This window comes from Sphingomonas sp. Ant20 (assembly GCF_000783375.1).
Taxonomy (GTDB): domain Bacteria; phylum Pseudomonadota; class Alphaproteobacteria; order Sphingomonadales; family Sphingomonadaceae; genus Sphingomonas; species Sphingomonas aerolata.
In genome coordinates this window covers 46,909-65,764 of the sequence record NZ_JRVI01000020.1, presented here as the reverse complement: position 1 = coordinate 65,764, position 18,856 = coordinate 46,909, and the positions used below count along the sequence as shown (strand labels likewise).

The following is an 18,856-nucleotide window of genomic DNA, read 5'->3' as shown; positions in this document are numbered from 1 at the left end:
CGGGCTTAGCGGCCAAGATTGGTGAAGGCCAGCGTCAGCAGGAAACTGTTCCCCTTCCGCGCATCACCGGTATCGTTGTACGTCCGCCGCCACGTCGCGCCAAGCCGCAGGCAATCGTCTTCATACTGAACGCCGACACGGTGGCGGATCGGGCTGAAACCGTCGCTGACGGACAGCGGATCTTCCGCTTTGTTCGTCAAATCGACGACCCCCGATCCGAAGGCGGACCAGAACCGTGCGAACTGGACACGGCCAGCGACGCGGATCTCCTCGCGATCGCGCAAATCCTCGATCGCCGCGTCGATGTTGCGGTTCAGCTTGAGATAGCCGACGAGCACATAGGTTGCGCGCGATCCGATCGTCGCGTCGATCTCGTTGCGGCGGATCGCCAGGCTGTCCTTGTCGAGCCGGTAGCGGTGCACCACCGAGACAAAGTCGCGGAACCGTAATTCACTGCGACCGACGATATCGGAGAACCGGTCGCTGAGCCCCGTACCGTCGGGCAGGATCGTCGGCCGCGTACCCAGGCGATAGCTCTGCCCGATATTCGTCGTGAAGGCGATCCCGGGAAGGTCGAGCGCCCATTCGCCGCCATAGGTGGCGCGCGAGGAATCCTCGAACCGGTCATACCCGGCAAACCGGTTCAGTGCGAACAGGTTGGTATCGTCGAGGTCGACGGCGCGCGAATCCTCGTTGGGGATGCGCGTGTTGGCAATGCTCGGTGCGGCTACGAGCTGGACACGCGGCGTGAACCGCTGCGTGCCGCCGAGGAACGTGCCGATGAACGGCCATTTCACGTCGACGGCAGCTGCGCCGATCGCCCGCTTGTGAAATCCTTCGAGTCCGCGATAACTGACGATCGAGGTCGCGTCGGTGTTGTTCGTGTTATAGGCGTCGGCGCGGGCGAATGCCGTGAAGGTGACTTCCTGACCCCAGTTCGTCAGGCGCCGAAGATCCCATTGCGCGCTGGCGAACGCGCGCTGCGTGTCCTGTCCGTCGGTGCGTGTCAGCGCCAGCGTGTTGAGCTGGAGCTGCACGCGGCCCCCGACCAGTCCATCGTCGAAGCGCTTGCGATAGTCGATCTCGGGAAGCGCGATCGGCTGCTGACCTTGGCCGTCATTGACGCGCAGCGTCTGGACGTACCAGCCGGTCAGCGCGAAATAGCTGCTGTCGTCGATCCGCTCGAGGCTGGCCGTGCTGCGCAACCGGTCGTCGCGCGAGATGTCGTAGCGCCGCAGGAACGTCCGGTCGGTCGTCAGGCGGAGCGAGCCGCTGACACTCCAGTTGGGCGTCAGCTGATAGCGCGCCATGCCGTCGAGATAGCCGCGGAACGCCATGCTGGTGTCCGCCGAATTTGCCGTGGTCAGATCGTCGCTTCGGCGGCTTTCGGTCGCATAGGCGCGGAGGCTGAACGCGCCCCTGGTGCTGAGCGCGGAGTAGTCGGCCTGAAGCATCGGTAGGACGCTGGTGTAGAGGTGCGGCGTGACGACCAGGCCCTGGTTGGGCGCGAGCTTCACATAATAGGGAATGCTGACTTCGAAACCGTTGACCCGGCTATAGCCGCCATTGGGCGATAGCAGCCCACTGTCGCTGCCCCCACCGACGGGATTGGAGAATTTGGGCAGAGGCAGGCTGGGAAGGCCGAACAGGTGCAGCCGCGCGCCGGCATAATAGATCCGCTTGCGGTCGGGGCGATAGGTGACGCTGACCGCGGTGATCTTCCACGTTGGCTCCTTGGGGCAACCGGCCGAGTTGACGACGGCGCAGGGCGTATATGCGGCACTGCGCAGTTCGACCGTGCCATCAGCTTCGCGCGTCCCCTGCTTGGCGGCCAGCCTGCCGCCCTGTTCGAGCACGACCAGCATGTTGTCGACCACGCCGTCTTTCAGCGAGTCGGTCAATTCGATCGAGTCGCCATAGGCAATGTCGCCCTGGGGGTTGGTGACCGCGATATTGCCCGTCGCGAGGACCTTGCCGGTCTTGCGGTTCCACAGCACCTTGTCGGCGCGCAGCCGATCGCCCTGGCGGAACATGCGGACTTCGCCAGTTGCCGTGACGATGTCGGCGTCGGTGTCATATTCGAGACCGCTGGCGCTGAACTGCACCTGATCCGGGTCCGTTGGGGTCGACGATGTCGGCGTTTCCGGTAGGGGCGGCGCAGCCGGACGCGCCTGGAGATCCTGCGCGCGCGCGGACGCTGGAAGCAGTCCCGATGCGAGCAAGGCGAGCGACAGGGCGCAACCCGCCATAAGGTCGATACGCAACACGATCCGAACCAACCCCTTTTGGAACTGCGGCCGGGCGCCGCCATACCGCGCCGCCTATCGCATCGTCCGCGCGTTGCTGCAATCGCCGTGCGTCGGATCACCGCTATCCACAGGCTTGATCGGCCGCGACCTTGCTTTGCCGCCTCCGCAGCATCAGCTTAGGGGCATCTAGCCCAGTTTATTCAATGTTTTTCGAGGTCCCCATGCAGATCGATTTCACCCCCCGTCGCCAAGCCCGATGCGGCCATTCTCGCCGTGCCCGTTGCCAAGGACGGACTGTCCAAGACGCGATGGACCGCGATCGGGGATAGCGTCGAGGCGGTAGCGACGCAGGCCGCGGCCGCTGCCCGCTTCACCGGCGAAGCGGGGGCGATCATCGAGGTCTTCGTTCCGGTCGCGGACACGGTACGCCACCTCCTGTTCGTTGGCGTCGGTGCAGGCAGCGATGCGGATTGGGGGAAAGCGGGCGGTGCGGTCACCGCGCGCCTGCTGACGTCAGGCGCCATTGCTGTAACGATCGACCTGGGTGCCGCCTCGACGCCCCCGAGTGCTGCGGCTGCCGCCCGGTTCGCCGCAGCGGGCCTGCAGCGCGCATGGCGTTACGACACGTATCGCACCAAGCTTGCCGAGACGTCGAAGCCCAGCTTGACGACATTCACGATCGCCGGTGCCCCCGAAGGCACCGACGCGGCATGGGCTGAGCAGGCCGCGGTGAGTGGTGGCATGGATCTGACGCGGTGGCTCGTCACGTCGCCGCCGAACATTCTCTATCCCGAGAGCTTTGTCGAGAAGGTGACGAAGGACGTCGAAGGGCTGGGGCTCGAAATCACCGTCCTCGACGAAGCGCAGATGGCGGAACTCGGCATGGGTTCGCTGCTGAGCGTCAGCCAGGGCTCGCGACGCGAGGCCCGCCTGCTGGCGCTGAAATGGAACGGGGCCGCCGCCGACGTCCCGACGCTTGCCCTTGTCGGCAAGGGCGTGACGTTCGATTCGGGTGGTATCTCCATCAAGCCGGGCGCAGGCATGGAAGACATGAAGTGGGACATGGGCGGGGCAGGGGCCGTCGCCGGCGCCCTGAAGGCGCTGGCGGCCCGCAAGGCGAAGGTCAATGTGGTCGGCGTGATGGGATTGGTCGAGAACATGCCCGATGGCGCGGCGCTGCGACCAAGCGACGTCATCACGTCGATGTCGGGCCAGACGATCGAAGTCCTGAACACCGATGCCGAGGGACGGCTCGTGCTTTGCGACTGCGTAACCTGGGTGCAGAAGACGCATCAGCCTGCGACTATCGTCGATCTCGCGACGCTGACGGGTGCGATGATTGTCGCGCTTGGCACCGAGAATGGCGGCATCTTCGCCAATGACGACGCGCTGGCGGACCAATTGCTTGCGGCTGGTACGGCCAGCGGCGACACGCTGTGGCGTTTCCCGCTGTCGCCGGCCTACGACAAGCTGATCGACTCGCCGATCGCGGACATGAAGAATGTCGGCCCGCGCGGCGCAGGGTCGATCACTGCGGCGCAGTTCATCAAGCGCTTCGTCGACGAAGGCGTGAAATGGGCACATCTCGACATCGCGGGCATGGTCTGGTCGGACAAGCCGGGAACCCACCACGACAAGGGCGCGACCGGCTATGGCGTGCGCCTGCTCGACCGGTTCGTTGCCGACAATTTCGAAGGCTGAACGTCACCTATCCCTCATCCCGGCAGCGGTCGGGATGACGGGGGGCCACTTGGGCGGCAGTCTGAACTCGGGGAATGAGCATAATGCAGGTCGATTTCTACCACCTGACCACCCCGCTCGACCGCGTCCTTCCGCGAATCGCCGAGCGCGTCGTGCAGACCGGCGGTCGCCTTTTGATTGTCGCCGAACCCGAGGCGCAGCGTGTCGCCCTCGATCGGCTCCTCTGGTCCTATGCGCCGGAGAGCTTCCTGCCCCATGCGCATATCGGCGCAGGTGACGACGCGGCACAGCCCGTCCTGATTGCCAGCGACGTGACGACGGCCAACGCCGCGCGCAATGTTGCGATCGTCGATGGTCACTGGCGGGACGCGGCGCTCGATTTCGAGCGGGTGTTCCATGTTTTTGACGAAGAGGCGATTCGCGAGGCGCGGCTGGCATGGAAGGCGCTAGGCGATCGCGACGGTGTCGAGCGCCGGTACTGGAAACAGAACGATGCCGGCCGCTGGGAGCAAGCTGCCTGAAATTGGACGGCATAGGCGTTGCTTTGGGGCCGATCCGCGCCTAAGCGCCGCGCATCCAATTCCCGCCAACACAGGAGCCCGTGACCATCATGGCCGCGAACCGTACCTTTTCGATCATCAAGCCCGATGCCACCCGCCGCAACCTGACCGGTGCGGTCACCAAGATGCTCGAGGAAGCCGGCCTGCGCGTCGTCGCGTCGAAGCGCATCCAGATGACCCGTGAGCAGGCCGAAGGCTTCTACGCGGTGCACAAGGAGCGCCCCTTCTTCGGTGAGCTCGTCTCGTTCATGATCTCGGGCCCCGTCGTCGTTCAGGTTCTCGAGGGTGAGAACGCGATGCAGCGCAACCGCGACATCATGGGCGCGACCAACCCGGCAAACGCCGAGCCCGGCACGATCCGCAAGGAACTCGCTGAGTCGATCGAAGCCAATAGCGTTCACGGTTCGGATTCGGACGAGAATGCGGAGATCGAGATCGCCTATTTCTTCAAGCCCGAAGAAATCGTCGGCTGATGCTCTGGCGGCTGCGACGCGCGACGGTGGGCGATGCGCCCGCCCTCTCGCTCGTCGGAGCCGCCTCGTTTCTTGACGCCTACGCAACAGCATTTGCGGGCGTCGACATCGTCGATCATTGTACGCGGAACAACAGCGTCGCGGTCTTCGAGGCATGGCTCGATGATCCGGCAACGATCGTGACGCTCGCCGAATATGAGCCGGGCCATGCCCCGATCGGCTATTCCGTACTTACGAAGCCTGCATTTCCTATCGACACCGGCCCTCGCGATATCGAACTGCGCCGCATCTACCTCATGAAGCAGGCGCAGGGATCAGGTCTCGGTGCCGCGTTGATGGACCGGGCGCTCGCTGACGCGGCCGAGCGCGATTACGCCCGTGTGTTGTTGGGTGTGTGGGGCTTGAACGCCCGCGCCCGCGCCTTTTACGAACGCCAGCAATTCTCCGTGATCGGCACCCGGCCCTTCAGGATCGGGACGACGCCGTATACCGATCCGGTCTACGCCCGTGAAATCTGACGGTCGCAGGGGTAAGGTGCCTCGTTAGCGTTGTTGGCGTGTCCATAACGCGTCTAGCCTAGCCTGATCGCCGCCACGTTGCCTGAGCTTCAAGCCCTCCAGTTTCAGCGATCGGCCGAACGGAAACACACCGGCTTTCGTGCGCCAGATCACGTCGTAGATGCCGCTTGCCGAACCCGAGACATCGCCGTCGGTATAGGTGACGGCAATGAGGACCGGCAGCCGCCCGGCCTGATCGTCCGCGCCGCCGTCGGTGGCTTTCAGCAAGGCCTTTTCGAACCAGTCGCGTTGGATCTGATCCGTCAGGGCATCCTTGCGCTCGACGCTCAGCGCCGAGGGGAACGCGATCGTCGCCGTCTGGATGTCGTGCCTCTCGTCGCGCAGCAACATCAGCGAATCGCCATTCTCCGCCGCGACGGCTCGGATTTCGAAACGCCGGCTTTCGCGCTGTTCGCTGGCAAGTGCGCTCGCCTTCTCGGCCTTGTCCGCGTTGCGTTCGGACCAGTTGCTCCACAGCGTGAGTGCCGCGATGAGCACGCCAGCGACCGCGAGGACCTCTGCCAGCGTCACCCAGCGGCGACGCGTTTCGGCGGCTTCACGCCGTTCGGTTGGTGTTTCGCGGCTCATCAGACGTCTGCTTTCGACAGGGCGTTCATCGTGTCACGAACTCGGCGAGCGTTCTGGGGTATAGCGCATGTTCCGCGGCCAGCACGCGACTCGCCAGCGCGTCCGCGTCGTCGGCTGGCAGAATCGGGACTTCGGCCTGGCCCAGCACGACGCCGCCATCGAGTTCCTCGGTAACCAGATGGACCGAGCATCCTCCGGTGGCATCGCCCGCCGCGATCGCCCTCGCATGCGTATCGAGCCCCTTATATTTGGGGAGCAACGAGGGATGGATATTGACGATCCGATCGCGCCATGCGGCGACGAGTCCGTCGGAGAGCAGCCGCATATAGCCGGCCAGCGCGATGACATCGACCGCGGCGTCCCGGAGCGCCCGATCGATCGCCGCCTCAAAGGCCGGTTTACCCAACCCGCGGGGAGACAGCGCAAATGTCGCTATCCCCTCGGCCTTTGCCCATGCGATGCCGGCCGCCTCCGGCTTGTCGGACGCGACGAGCACCACCTCATAAGGGCAGTTCGCAGCGCGCGACGCCTCAACCAGCGCGATCATGTTCGATCCGCGCCCCGATAGGAGCACGCCGACGCGCGTTCTGTCAGCCATGAGTCGCGGTCCAGTCGGCGCGCGCGCTCCATGTGCCCGCCGAACCGCGCACGGTGCAGCCATGTGTCCCCGCCTCGATCCGCCCGATCGGGAATACCGTCTCGCCCGCGGCTTCCAGCGCAGCGGTGATCATTGTCACATCGTTAGCGTCGACGATAGCGACCATGCCGACGCCGCAATTGAAGGTCCGTGCCATCTCCTCCGGTTCGATAGCACCCTGCGCCTGAAGGAACGCCATGAGCCGGGACTGCTCCCAGGCATCCGCATCGACGGTCGCGTGAACGCCTTGTGGCAGAACCCGTGGAATGTTTTCGAGCAACCCACCGCCCGTGATATGCGCGAGGCCCTTGATGCGGCGTTCGCGCAGGAGCGGCAGCAGGCCGGCGACGTATATCCGAGTCGGTGCCATCAGATGGTCGATCAGCAGCTTGTCCTGATCGAACAGCGCCGGCCGGTCGAGTTTCCACCCGCGGTCGCTGGCGAGACGGCGGACCAGCGAGAAGCCGTTCGAATGCACGCCCGACGACGCCAGTCCGAGCATCACATCGCCCGCCGCGATATCGCGGCCGGTCAGCATGTTGGTCCGCTCGACCGCGCCGACGCAGAAGCCGGCGAGATCATAGTCGCCGTCCGCGTACATGCCCGGCATCTCCGCGGTTTCGCCGCCGATCAGCGCACAACCGGCCGTCTTGCAACCCTCTGCGATCGACGCGACTACGCGCTCCGCCACCGCGGCGTCGAGCTTGCCGCTTGCATAATAATCGAGGAAAAACAGCGGCTCTGCGCCCTGAACGATTAGGTCGTTCACGCACATCGCAACGAGATCGATGCCAACGCCGTCATGTCGGTTCCATTCGATCGCGAGCTTCAGCTTGGTGCCCACGCCATCGTTCGCCGCGACCAGCAAAGGGTCGACGAAGCCCGCCGCCTTCAGGTCGAACAGGCCACCAAAGCCGCCGAGATCGGCATCGGCGCCGGGTCGTCGCGTCGAGCGGGCAAGCGGTGCAATCGCGCGCACCAGCGCGTTGCCGGCGGCGATCGAAACCCCCGCTTGAGCATAGGTATAGGGCGTGGCGGTGTCTGGCGTATCGGTCATGATCGGTGCTGCTAGCCACATCGCGCTTGGATTTCCACGTCTGCTTCGCCAAAAGGCCCGCGTGATGCGTATCCGTGCCCTTCCCATCGCGCTTGCCGGCGCCGCGCTCCTGCTTGGCGGCGGGGCCGTGCTCGCACAGATCGAGGGCGGCAGCCGCGGCGCAGCGCCCGTCGATAGCGGGAGTGCGTACGAGGTCAGCGGCGTCATCGTCGACGTCGCGGGCCCGTCCGCCGACGCTGCCCGCTATGGCGGCTGGCGACTGGCGCAGCGCAAGGCCTGGGTGCAGTTGTCGAATCGGCTGGGCGGGGGCGGCGCGCTGGTGTCCGACGGCACGCTCGATTCGCTGGTTTCGGGTATCGTCGTCGAGAACGAACAGATCGGGCCGCAGCGTTACGTCGCCAAGCTCGGCGTTCTGTTCGATCGGACTCGGGCGGGATCGCTCCTGGGTATCTCGACTTATTCGGATCGGTCGCAACCGATGCTCGTCATACCGGTCCAATGGTCGGGCGGTGTCGGGCAGGTCTTCGAGCAGCGGACGGAATGGCAGCAGGCCTGGGCACGCTATCGGACGGGTAACAGCAGCATCGACTATGTCCGCCCGTCGGGGTCGGGCCCCGACCCGCTACTGTTGACGTCGGCCAGACGCAGCGGCCCGGCCGCGGCTGGTGGCGGACGATCATCGATCAATATGGCGCCAGCGACATTCTCGTTCCGGTCGTCACGCTATATCGCCAATCGCCGGGTGGCCCGGTGATCGGGGTGTTCGAAGCACGTCATGGCCCCGACAACGCGCTGATCGGCCGTTTCACGCTGCGGGTCGGGACCCCCGGACGGGCTGCCGCAGCTCATGGACACCGGCGTCAAGCGGATCGATGACCTGTACCAGCAGGCGCGGCGGAACGGCACGCTGCGGGTCGACTACAGCCTTTCGCCGCCGCCTGCGCCCGATCCCATTGCGACTGAGACCGTCCCGGGCGATGAAACGGCCGACGCCAATACGGCCGTCCTGACGGGGGGCACCGGCCTCTCGATCACCGTTCAGTTCGATACGCCCGCAGCGGCGGCCGTTACCTCGACGGAGGCGGCGCTGCGGGCGATTCCCGGCGTCCGGTCGGCCGCGACGACCAGCCTCGCACTCGGCGGCGTGTCACTGATGCGTGTTGCCTATGATGGCGATCCGGCAGCGCTCAAGGCGGCGCTCGAAGCGCGCGGCTATCAGGTGTTCGGTTCGGGCCAGACCATTCGGATCCGCCGCACCGCACAACTTCTTCCGCCGGACTTGCCTGCGGACAATGCGACGACAGGGTGAGCGCGGATCGAATGACTCAAATTGCGCTGCCGCTCGGTTGGCCGGCGGATCCCCGTGACGACGCCTTCCTCGTAACTCCTTCAAATGTCCGTGCGGCGCAGACGCTGGAGCATTGGGCGACCTGGCCGGTGATGACCGCCATCCTGACCGGTCCGCGAAAGTCTGGCCGCAGCCTGCTCGCACGGATCTTCGCGGCCAAGAGTGGCGGGACGATCATCGACGACGCAGAACGCGTACCCGAGGCACAGCTATTCCACGCCTGGAACCAGGCCCAGGAAGAGCAAAAACCGTTGCTCATTGTCGCTGACGCGGCACCGCCCGAATGGAAGGTCAAGCTTCCTGACCTGCGATCGCGCCTTGCTGCGAGCCCGATCGCGGCGATCGGTGCACCCGACGACGAGCTCATGCGCCTGTTGCTTGCGCATCTGTTCGAGCGCCGCAACGTCGATGCACGGCCCGATCTCATCGACTGGCTCGCGTCGCGAATCGAGCGTAGTCATATTACCGTCACGCGAACCGTCGATGCGCTGGATCAGGAAACGATGGAACGCCGCAAGCGCTTGTCCATTAATCTTGCACGAACCACCCTGACCGAGGCTGGCCTGATCCTACGGCCGCAACTTGCCCTTGATCTGCCGCTTTTCACGTCACCTTAAGCCCCTAGAGGACCGATGAACCGTCCAGCGCATATCGTCCGCCAAGCGGAAGACGACGACGATCCCATCGGCGCTCAGCCGAACGACCGATTTTTCAACCGTGAGCTTTCCTGGCTCGCGTTCAATCGGCGCGTGATCGAAGAGGCGTGCAATCCGGCGCATCCGTTGCTCGAACGGCTTAGGTTTCTCTCGATTTCGGGATCCAATCTCGACGAGTTCTTCATGGTCCGTGTCGCCGGACTGAAGGGTCAGCAGACGCAGGACGTCGATCGTCGCTCGGCCGACGGCTTGACCGCCGGGCAGCAGCTGACCGCGATCATCCGCGAAGCGGACGCGCTGATGGAGAGCCAGCAGGCGGTCTGGGGTGATCTTCGTGTGCTGCTCGACGAAGCGGGGCTGTTTGTCCTGCGCCGCGATGCCGTCGAGGGCGAAGCCGATGACTGGCTCGAAACGCATTTTCGTGAGCAGATCTTTCCGATTCTGACCCCGCAGGCGCTCGACCCCGCCCATCCGTTCCCGTTCATTCCGAACCGCGGCCTGTCGGTAATCTTCGACCTCGTCCGCCGGTCGGACAACGAGCCGGTCCGCGAACTGGTCATGTTGCCGCACACCATGACGCGCTTCGTGCGGTTGCCTGGCGAGCCCGCGCGCTACGTCGCGATCGAGACGCTCCTCAAGCGGTTCGCGCCGGTGCTGTTCCCGGGCTATGAGGTGCTTGCCGCCGCGAGCTTCCGCGTCCTGCGCGACAGCGACATGGAGATCGAGGAGGAGGCGGAGGACCTTGTCCGCTACTTTGCCAACGCGATCAAACGCCGCCGCCGGGGCCGGGTAATCCGGCTCGAGCTGGAAACCGGGATACCGGACGTGCTGGCAGCCGTGCTCAAAGATGAACTGGGCGGGGCCGAGGCGATCATCACCGAAAGCGGCAATCTGCTGGGCATCGTCGATCTCGACGGACTGGTCGAGGAGGATCGCCCCGATTTGAAATTCCCGCCCTTCACGCCGCGCTTTCCGGAGCGAATCCGTGAATTTGGCGGTGATTGCTTCGCAGCGATCAAGGCCAAGGACATCGTCGTCCACCACCCCTATGAGACGTTCGAGGTGGTGCTGGCCTTCCTGAAGCAGGCGGCGAATGATCCCGATGTCGTCGCCATCAAGCAGACGCTCTACCGCGCCGGCAAGCAACCCGCGGTCATCAATGCGCTGATCACCGCGGCCGAGGCGGGCAAATCAGTCACCGCGGTGGTCGAACTCAAGGCACGGTTCGATGAGGAGCAGAACATGGTCTGGGCCTCCGCGCTGGAACGCGCAGGGGTGCAGGTCGTCTATGGATTCATCGACTGGAAGACCCATGCAAAGGTCTCCCTGGTCGTCCGCCGAGAGGGGCAGGCGTTCCGGACCTACTGCCATTTCGGTACCGGCAATTATCACCCCGTCACAGCCAAGATCTACACTGACCTCAGCTTCTTTACCGCCGACGCGGCGGTCGGGCGTGATGCTGCGCAGATGTTCAACTACATCACCGGCTATGTCGAACCGACGGACATGGCCCGCGTCAGCCTGAGCCCGCGCGACCTCCGGAAGAATCTGATGACCCTGATCGACGTCGAGATCGCCAATGCCCGCGCGGGGCGACCGGCAGGGGTCTGGGCGAAGATGAACTCGTTGGTCGACCCTGCGGTGATCGAGAAGCTGTACGAGGCGAGCGGGGCTGGGGTCGAAATCGACTCATCATCCGCGGTATCTGCTGTCTCCGACCGGGTGTGCCCGGCCTGTCCGAAACGATCCGCGTCAAATCGGTGATCGGCCGGTTTCTCGAACACAGCCGTATCTGGGCTTTCGGAAACGGGAAGGCGTTACCGAATGACGGTGCAAAGCTGTTCATCTCGTCCGCCGACTGGATGCCGCGTAATTTCGATCGGCGCGTCGAATACATGCTGCCGATCCTCAACCCGACGGTGCACGACCAGATCCTCGACCAGGTGATGGTCGCCAATCTCATCGACAACGAACAAAGCTGGGAGCTAGGACCCGACGGCGATTATTCGCGCGTCGATCCCGGCGATCGTCCGTTCAACCTGCATCGGTATTTCATGACCAATCCGTCTCTTTCCGGCCGTGGTGCATCGCTTGCCACGAGCGCAACCGTGCCGACGCTTTCGCTCCGTCGACAGCGATGAGCGTTACCAACCTCCTGTTCGGCACCGCGACGCCAAAGGTTGAGGTCGACGACCATCCGCGCACCGGGATCATCGACATTGGATCGAACTCGATCCGGCTCGTCGTCTATCAGGGGCCGCCCAGACTGCCGGCGATCCGGTTCAACGAGAAGGTGCTGGCGGGCCTCGGCCGCGGATTGGCGGCGACGGGCACGATCGAAAAGTCAGCACTCAAGACGGCTAAGGTGGCGCTTGCGCGGTTTGCCGCGGTTGCGCGTGAGATGGAGTGTTCGACGCTGCGGACGGTTGCCACGGCAGCAGTTCGCGATGCCCGGAACGGTGGTGACCTCATCGCCGCGGCAGAGGAGTTGGGGCTCAAGGTTGAGACGTTGTCGGGCGGACAGGAGGCGAGCGCTGCGGGCTATGGCGTGCTGTCTGCGATCCCTGAGGCGGATGGCATCGTCGGCGATCTCGGCGGCGGCAGCCTTGAGCTCGTACGCGTCCGCCGTGGCAAGATCGAGGACAGCGTCTCGTTCCCCCTCGGCGTGCTGCGTATCGGACCGATGCGGGCGAAACGCGGCAAGGTGCTCGAGCGCCATGTCGCGCGGCTCGTACGCGACGCCGGCTGGGCCGCACGCGGGCAGGGACTGCCCCTGTATCTCGTCGGCGGGTCATGGCGCGCGCTGGCGCGGCTCGATATGGAGTTGTCGGACTATCCGCTGCCGATCATCCATCAATATTCGATGACCGCAGCGACCGTCACGCGCCTCAGTCGCACCATCCCGCAATTGTCCAAGCCACGCCTGAAAGCCATTCCGGGCCTGTCGTCCGGCCGGATCGCGACGCTTGGGGATGCCGCCGCGTTGCTCGGCATTCTCATGCGCCAGCTTGGTAGCAAGACGACGATCGTCTCCGCCTATGGCCTTCGCGAAGGGCTGCTCTACGGCGACCTCAAACCGGCGGCGCGGGCACTCGACCCCCTGATCGAAGCCGCACGCGAGGAGGGGCGCCTGCTCGGCCGCTTTCCCGAACATGGCGATCTGCTCGATCGCTGGATCGCGCCGTTGTTCGTTACCGAACCCCCTGCGGTGGCGCGCTTACGCCACACCGCCTGCCTCCTCGCCGACGTGGGTTGCGCGCCAATCCGGAATTTCGCGCCGAGCGCGGGGTCGAAGTCGCGTTGCACGGCAATTGGGTCGCGATCGACGCACCGGGTCGCGGTATGCTCGCCCAGGCCCTGTATACCAGCCTTGGCGGTGACCTGGCCGCCGCGGATCCCGTGGAGCGCCTGGCGACACCCGCAGAGATCCAGAGCGCAACGGCCTGGGGACTTGCGATGCGTCTCGGGCAGCGAATGAGCGGCGGGCTTGCCGGACCGCTCAAACGCTCGCGCATCACCGATGACGGCGTATCGCTGACGCTTACGCTGCTGCTCGCAGATCGGGGACTCTACGGGGAAGCTGTTGAGCGGCGGCACGCGGCGCTAGCCGCGGCCATCGGCCGGAAGCCGGTGCTCGCGATCGCTTGACCGGAGACGAACGCGCAATCAGGGTCAGGCGCAGGTGAAACGCTCGATCCTGCTCGCGCCGTCGACATAGACATTCAGGCGATCGTTCCGGAAGTCCATCGTCACCACGTCGTTCGGCGCGATCCACCGCAGCGTACGCGCGCCCGATCGGGCCAGCATCACATCCGCGCGCGCATCGCTTGCCCGCTTCCCAACCAGATCGCCCAGTGCCTCAATCTTGCACGCTGCACCGGGCGGGGTTGGCGTCGCAACATCGGGTGCGCCGTCGCGCATCTCGACCGGCATGCACCCCGCCGAAGCAAGCACGACCGCAAGCAGCGCCCGCTTCATGCCGCGTCCTCCGTACGGGTCATTTTCAACTTTCCGTTGATCACCGCAAAGGCCAGCCGGCCCTCGACCAGGTCCAGCGCGTCGCGGCCGAACTGGTCGAACCGCCACCCCTCCAGCATCGGCAAGCCCGTCCGCACGCCCGCGGCCAGCGCCTCGAGCTCGTCGGTCCTCGCAAGAAGTTTCGACGCTACATCAATATCTCGCGAGCGGATTTTGAGAAGGAGTTTGAGCAGATCCGCGACCAGCGAGCCCTCCTTGCCAAGACCCGGCTTGCGATCGTCGCGGGGCGGCAGCTCATCGTCGCCGAGCGGCTGTGCCTGCTCGATCGCGAGCATCAGTCGCGCCCCGATATCGTTGCCAGCCCAGGTGGCCGAAAGCCCCCGGACGCGGGCAAGGTCGGACTGTTTCCGCGGCGGGTGCCCTGCCATGTCACCAAGCGTCTCGTCCTTGACGATCCGCCCGCGCGGCAGATCCTTCGCCTGCGCCTCGAGTTCACGCCACCGCGCCAAGGCCTTCAACCGGCCGAGCACGTCGGGCTTGCGCCCAGAGATCCGAACGCGCTTCCAGGCCAGGTCGGGATCGTTCGCGTAATTGGCGATATCGCCGAGCCGCTCCATCTCCTGGTCAAGCCACACGCCGCGCCCGGTCTTGCGCAGCCGCTCGAGCATCTTGGGGAAGATCTTCGACAGATGCGTGACGTCGCCGATCGCATATTCGATCTGGCGCGCATCCAGCGGGCGCCGCGCCCAGTCGGTGAACCGCGCGCCCTTGTCGACCGCGATGCCGAGCCAGCTGTCGACCAAGTTTGAATAGCCGATCTGTTCGCCCTGGCCGAGCGCCATCGCCGCGACCTGCGTGTCGAACAGCGGGAAGGGGGTCTTGCCCGTGAGGTTATAGACGATCTCGATATCCTGCCCGCCGGCATGGACGACCTTCAGCACGTCGTGATTCTCGACGAGCAGATCGAGCAGCGGCTTCAGGTCGATCCCCGGCGCCATCGGGTCGATCGCCGCGGCTTCCTTGTCGTCGGCGATCTGGATCAGGCAAAGCTCCGGGTAATAGGTGCTCTCGCGCATGAATTCGGTGTCGACGCACACATAGTCGGCGTCGGCCAGGCGCGCGCACAGATTGGCGAGCGTGGCACTGTCGGAGATAAGCGGGTGGATATGCATCGCTCGTCCATAGCGAGGCTCCCCCATGTTGACAAAGGGGCGCCTTGACAAAGGCCGGTAGGGAAGGGAAGCGCGGGCCATCCAATTCCCGTCATCCCAGCAAACGCTGGGATCTCCCGTCGCAGGGCGCACCCTTGCTGCACGAGATCCCCGCAAACGCAGGGACGACGTATGAGAGACGAGACACATGCACGCCTATCGCACCCATAACTGCGCCGCCCTCCGCCCCGAACAGGTCGGCGAGGAGGTCCGCGTCTCGGGCTGGGTCCACAAGAAGCGCGATCATGGTGACCTGGTCTTCATCGATCTGCGCGATCATTACGGCATCACGCAGATCGTCACCGACGTCAGCGGCCCCGTCTTCAAGGTCATCGAGGGCCTGAAGAGCGAGAGCGTCGTCACGATCACCGGCAAGGTGACCGCACGCGCGCCCGAAGCGGTAAATCCGAACCTGCCGACCGGCGGGATCGAGGTCCGCGCGACCGCCGCGACCGTCCAGTCGATGGCAGGCGAGCTGCCGATGCCGGTCGCTGGCGAGGCCGAGTATCCCGAGGATATCCGCCTGCGCTATCGCTATCTCGACCTGCGGCGCGAGCGGCTGCACGCGAACATCATGCTGCGTTCGAAGGTCATCACCTCGCTGCGCAACCGCATGAACGATCAGGGCTTCACCGAATTCCAGACGCCGATCCTGACGGCGTCGTCGCCAGAGGGCGCGCGTGACTATCTGGTGCCGAGCCGCGTGCATCCGGGCAAGTTCTACGCGCTGCCGCAGGCACCGCAGATGTTCAAGCAGCTGCTGATGGTCGCGGGCTTCGATCGCTATTTCCAGATCGCCCCCTGCTTCCGCGACGAGGACGCGCGCGCCGATCGTTCGCCGGGCGAATTCTACCAGCTCGATTTCGAGATGAGCTTCGTCACGCAGGACGACGTGTTCAACGCGATCGAGCCCGTGCTGCACGGCGTGTTCGAGGAGTTCGCCGATTGGCAGGGCAAGGGACGCCAGGTCTCCGCCCTGCCGTTCAAGCGCATTCCCTACCGCGAATCGATGCTGAAATACGGCAGCGACAAGCCCGATCTGCGCAACCCGATCCTGATCCACGACGTCGGCCACCACTTCGTTGACTCGGGCTTCGGCCTGTTCGCGGGCATCGTCGCCGGGGGGTGACGTGGTTCGCGCAATCCCTGCGCCGAACACCGCCGAGAAGAGCCGCAAGTTCTTCACCGACATGAACGACTGGGCGCGCGCCGAAGGGCATGCGGGGCTCGGCTACATCACGCAGAAGAACGGCGAACTTGGCGGCCCGATCGCCAAGAATCACGGCGAGGAAGCGACGCGCAAGCTGATCGCGGAGATGGGCCTCGGGCCGAACGACGGCATCTTCTTCGCCGCCGGCAAGGAACTCCCCGCCGCCAAGCTCGCCGGCGCAGCCCGCGCGCGCATAGGTGCGGATCTCGGCCTGATCGACGAGAACCGGTTTGAGTTCTGCTGGATCGTCGACTTCCCGATGTTCGAATATGACGAGGACGCCAAGAAGGTCGACTTCAGCCACAACCCGTTCTCGATGCCGCAGGGCGAGATGGACGCGTTGGAGAACAAGGATCCGCTCGATATCCTGGCGTACCAGTACGACATCGTCTGCAACGGCGTCGAACTGTCGTCGGGTGCGATCCGGAACCACCGGCCTGAGATCATGTACAAGGCGTTCGAGATCGCCGGCTACACGCAGGCCGATGTCGACACGAACTTTGCCGGCATGATCAACGCGTTCAAGGTCGGCGCACCGCCGCATGGCGGCTCGGCACCCGGCATCGACCGGATGGTCATGCTGCTCGCGGGCGAGCCGAACATCCGCGAGGTCGTGCTGTTCCCGATGAACCAGAAGGCCGAGGACCTGATGATGGGCGCACCGAGCCCGGTCAGCCCGCGCCAGCTGAAGGAGCTCAACATCAAGCTCACCGTCGATGGGCCGAAGGACCCGGCCAAGACGGTGACGCCCGCCGCTGGCTGACGCCGAGGCGGCTCGGCCGCCTCGGTCCTTTCCGTCCCGCCCCTAGTGGCCGCCTGATCTTCTGGAGTTTGCTTATGCCCATCGATCTTGCCCATTATGAAGCCGGCGACGCCTATGACGGCAAATACAAGCGCGACTTGGCAAAGCTTCAGAAGAGGCTTGAGCACATCCAGGTCGCGCATATCGTCAACAAGCGCCCCGCTGTGGTGATGTTCGAAGGGTGGGATGCGGCGGGGAAGGGCGGTATCATCCAGCGGTTGTCGGCCGAGTGGGATCCCCGTACTTACCGCGTCTGGCCGATCGCCGCCCCGAGCGCCGACGAGAAGGCACATCACTTTCTCTGGCGCTTCTGGAAACGGTTGCCGGCGGACGGGAACATCGCCGTCTTCGATCGGAGCTGGTACGGCAGGGTACTGGTCGAGCGGGTCGAGGAATTCGCCACGCGCCGCGAATGGGAGCGCGGCTATGACGCGATCAATGCCTTCGAAGCGGGACTGATCGAGAACGACACCACGCTGATCAAGATCTTCGTCCATATCACCCAAGCGGAACAGGACCGGCGGCTGGAGGCGCGGCTGCGCGACCCTTGGAAGCACTGGAAAACCGGTCTCGACGACTATCACAACCGGTCGCGACGCGAGGACTATCTCGCCGCGATGCATGAGATGTTCGCACGCACGGACACCGCGGCCGCGCCGTGGATCGTCATCGACGGGAACGACAAGAAGGCGGCACGGATCGCTGCGCTGACCGTCGTCGCAGATCGCCTGGAGGGCGGAGTCGCGATGGTGCCCCCGCCGCTTGATCCCGCCGTCGTCAAGGTCGCGAAAAAGGCCCTCAAGCTTTAATCGTCGCAAAGCGCAACCCCGCTTTTGGTCGCGGTCCTCTGCAGCTATATCCATTTTGGTCGAAATTCTAACGCCTTCCGAACAACTTATGTTAGCGTGAACAGCTTCCGATGATGGTTAGGCTTGCCCTAAGATAATGGGCGTGTCCGAGTAGCGGACGGCCATTCAGTGGGCGTAGGTCATGACGGAACGCGGTCGAATAGGTGTCGACACCTCAGGGGCGATTGTCGAGGTGGACGCGACGTTCTGCCACACGCTCAATGCGACAGCCGCCATTTTGCTTGGCAGCAACATGCTCGATTTCACCGCGCCTGCCGACCGCGAGCGCTGCCGGCGACTGATGCGTCGCGTGGTGCATACCGGATCCCCGATCAGCACTACCAAAAGGCTGGTCAGAACCGACTCGTCGCATCTCTGGGTGCAGGGCCATTTATCGATCGCGCCGCCAGGGACCGAGGTCTGCGTGACGATGATCTTCGAGGAAACCATGCCTGGGTCCGGCGAGGTCAAACCCGAAGCCTTGTTGAAGACGGCCCAGCTGACGCTGGATGCCCGGCGCGCGCGCGGGGCAATATTCTGCCCGTCGTTGTTTGCCGACAGCGCGTGGGACATCCTGCTTGCGGCCTATGTCAGCGAGGCCGAGGGCGTTCTCCTGACGCCGACCGACCTTGAACCGATGCTCGGGGTCGGACACGCCACACTGACCCGCTGGATTCGCGCGCTCGAGGTTCAGGGGCTGATCGAGTTCGAGGCTGCCGGCGACGGGCGAGCGGGGGGTGCGGCGTTTCAGCTCACGTGCGATGCGCATCAACGGTTCGAACGGTATCTGTCCGATCGATATGCCGTCGCGGTATCGGCTGCGACGGATCTGGAACGGTTCCGCTGAGCCGGTCGGTGCGGTACGACGTGGTAAGTGCGCCCGCTCCGCATATGCGCCGGCGCGGGGGCGTTCTTGCCGGCTTCGCAGGATACCCGTGATATCGGGCGAAGAACCGCATGTGTGTTGTTTCATATAGCCGG

13 protein-coding genes and 4 pseudogenes are annotated in these 18,856 nt (G+C 64.8%); 11 read left to right on the top strand and 6 right to left on the bottom strand.

The features are described from left to right. Positions 1 to 5: 5 nt before the first annotated feature. Positions 6 to 2,249, bottom strand: a complete 2,244-nt coding sequence (gene lptD / locus NI18_RS04685; protein WP_198526942.1) for an LPS assembly protein LptD — start codon at positions 2,247 to 2,249, stop codon at positions 6 to 8. A 294-nt stretch (positions 2,250 to 2,543) separates the two neighbouring features. Between lptD and NI18_RS04680 the strand changes: the two genes are divergently transcribed. From NI18_RS04680 to NI18_RS04665, 4 genes are all read left to right on the top strand, one after another. Beyond that, positions 2,544 to 3,950: a leucyl aminopeptidase gene (locus NI18_RS04680; protein ID WP_306286238.1), complete on the top strand. Its 1,407-nt coding sequence runs from the start codon at positions 2,544 to 2,546 to the stop codon at positions 3,948 to 3,950. An 83-nt stretch (positions 3,951 to 4,033) separates the two neighbouring features. Further along, entirely contained in the window at positions 4,034 to 4,471 is a 438-nt protein-coding gene (locus tag NI18_RS04675) for a DNA polymerase III subunit chi (RefSeq protein ID WP_037528477.1), read from the top strand. Positions 4,472 to 4,560: 89 nt separating this feature from the next. Then, a complete protein-coding gene (ndk, locus tag NI18_RS04670; RefSeq protein ID WP_031393391.1) occupies positions 4,561 to 4,983 on the top strand; it encodes a nucleoside-diphosphate kinase in 423 nt (140 codons plus the stop codon). 26 nt (positions 4,984 to 5,009) lie between these two features. Continuing rightward, positions 5,010 to 5,501 carry a GNAT family N-acetyltransferase gene (locus NI18_RS04665; protein ID WP_328799342.1) on the top strand — a complete coding sequence of 164 codons (492 nt, stop codon included), beginning with the start codon at positions 5,010 to 5,012 and terminating at the stop codon, positions 5,499 to 5,501. A 24-nt stretch (positions 5,502 to 5,525) separates the two neighbouring features. Here the strand turns inward: NI18_RS04665 and NI18_RS04660 are convergent, their stop codons facing one another. Genes NI18_RS04660 through purM form a run of 3 tightly spaced genes read right to left on the bottom strand, consistent with a single transcriptional unit; the run spans position 5,526 to position 7,822 of the window. Further along, on the bottom strand, positions 5,526 to 6,128 hold the full coding sequence (locus NI18_RS04660; protein ID WP_031393389.1) for a hypothetical protein: 603 nt from the start codon (positions 6,126 to 6,128) through the stop codon (positions 5,526 to 5,528). A 25-nt stretch (positions 6,129 to 6,153) separates the two neighbouring features. Further along, positions 6,154 to 6,726 (bottom strand): phosphoribosylglycinamide formyltransferase, encoded by a 573-nt coding sequence (gene purN, locus NI18_RS04655; RefSeq protein ID WP_037528472.1) that lies wholly within the window; start codon positions 6,724 to 6,726, stop codon positions 6,154 to 6,156. Further along, complete coding sequence (gene purM / locus NI18_RS04650; protein WP_037528499.1) at positions 6,719 to 7,822, bottom strand: phosphoribosylformylglycinamidine cyclo-ligase; 1,104 nt, start codon at positions 7,820 to 7,822, stop codon at positions 6,719 to 6,721. The genes purN and purM overlap by 8 nt, the downstream gene beginning before the upstream one ends. Before the next feature lie 64 nt (positions 7,823 to 7,886). Here purM and NI18_RS04645 point away from each other — a divergent pair. From NI18_RS04645 to NI18_RS04630, 4 genes and pseudogenes are all read left to right on the top strand, one after another. After that, a pseudogene (locus tag NI18_RS04645) lies at positions 7,887 to 9,131 on the top strand (heavy-metal-associated domain-containing protein). 11 nt (positions 9,132 to 9,142) lie between these two features. Beyond that, complete coding sequence (locus NI18_RS04640) at positions 9,143 to 9,787, top strand: DnaA/Hda family protein (RefSeq protein ID WP_031439007.1); 645 nt, start codon at positions 9,143 to 9,145, stop codon at positions 9,785 to 9,787. A gap of 15 nt (positions 9,788 to 9,802) precedes the next feature. After that, positions 9,803 to 11,967: pseudogene (locus NI18_RS04635) on the top strand (RNA degradosome polyphosphate kinase). Continuing rightward, positions 11,964 to 13,474 (top strand): annotated as a pseudogene (locus NI18_RS04630) (Ppx/GppA family phosphatase). Before NI18_RS04635 ends, NI18_RS04630 begins: the two co-directional pseudogenes overlap by 4 nt. A 24-nt stretch (positions 13,475 to 13,498) precedes the next feature. Here the strand turns inward: NI18_RS04630 and NI18_RS22055 are convergent. Together NI18_RS22055 and rnd are read right to left on the bottom strand one after the other, a co-directional pair. After that, complete coding sequence (locus tag NI18_RS22055) at positions 13,499 to 13,804, bottom strand: I78 family peptidase inhibitor (protein WP_052148993.1); 306 nt, start codon at positions 13,802 to 13,804, stop codon at positions 13,499 to 13,501. Next, entirely contained in the window at positions 13,801 to 14,976 is a 1,176-nt protein-coding gene (gene rnd / locus NI18_RS04620; RefSeq protein WP_031439011.1) for a ribonuclease D, read from the bottom strand. Before rnd ends, NI18_RS22055 begins: the two co-directional genes overlap by 4 nt. A gap of 187 nt (positions 14,977 to 15,163) precedes the next feature. On the opposite strand from rnd, the pseudogene aspS reads away from it, so the two are divergent. From aspS to NI18_RS04605, 3 genes and pseudogenes are all read left to right on the top strand, one after another. Further along, positions 15,164 to 16,988: pseudogene (aspS, locus tag NI18_RS04615) on the top strand (aspartate--tRNA ligase). Between the two features lie 74 nt (positions 16,989 to 17,062). Then, a complete protein-coding gene (locus NI18_RS04610) occupies positions 17,063 to 17,836 on the top strand; it encodes a polyphosphate kinase (protein ID WP_037528470.1) in 774 nt (257 codons plus the stop codon). A gap of 181 nt (positions 17,837 to 18,017) precedes the next feature. Continuing rightward, complete coding sequence (locus NI18_RS04605) at positions 18,018 to 18,722, top strand: PAS domain-containing protein (protein WP_081874044.1); 705 nt, start codon at positions 18,018 to 18,020, stop codon at positions 18,720 to 18,722. Positions 18,723 to 18,856 lie beyond the last annotated feature (134 nt).

Bases quoted from the DNA above. Each gene is read 5' to 3' on its own strand.
- lptD (WP_198526942.1), bottom strand. From the start codon at position 2,249: ATGGCGGGTTGCGCCCTGTCGCTCGCCTTGCTCGCATCGGGACTGCTT.
- NI18_RS04675 (WP_037528477.1), top strand. From the start codon at position 4,034: ATGCAGGTCGATTTCTACCACCTGACCACCCCGCTCGACCGCGTCCTT.
- ndk (WP_031393391.1), top strand. From the start codon at position 4,561: ATGGCCGCGAACCGTACCTTTTCGATCATCAAGCCCGATGCCACCCGC.
- NI18_RS04660 (WP_031393389.1), bottom strand. From the start codon at position 6,128: ATGAGCCGCGAAACACCAACCGAACGGCGTGAAGCCGCCGAAACGCGT.
- purN (WP_037528472.1), bottom strand. From the start codon at position 6,726: ATGGCTGACAGAACGCGCGTCGGCGTGCTCCTATCGGGGCGCGGATCG.
- purM (WP_037528499.1), bottom strand. From the start codon at position 7,822: ATGACCGATACGCCAGACACCGCCACGCCCTATACCTATGCTCAAGCG.
- NI18_RS04640 (WP_031439007.1), top strand. From the start codon at position 9,143: ATGACTCAAATTGCGCTGCCGCTCGGTTGGCCGGCGGATCCCCGTGAC.
- NI18_RS22055 (WP_052148993.1), bottom strand. From the start codon at position 13,804: ATGAAGCGGGCGCTGCTTGCGGTCGTGCTTGCTTCGGCGGGGTGCATG.
- rnd (WP_031439011.1), bottom strand. From the start codon at position 14,976: ATGCATATCCACCCGCTTATCTCCGACAGTGCCACGCTCGCCAATCTG.
- NI18_RS04610 (WP_037528470.1), top strand. From the start codon at position 17,063: ATGCCCATCGATCTTGCCCATTATGAAGCCGGCGACGCCTATGACGGC.
- NI18_RS04605 (WP_081874044.1), top strand. From the start codon at position 18,018: ATGACGGAACGCGGTCGAATAGGTGTCGACACCTCAGGGGCGATTGTC.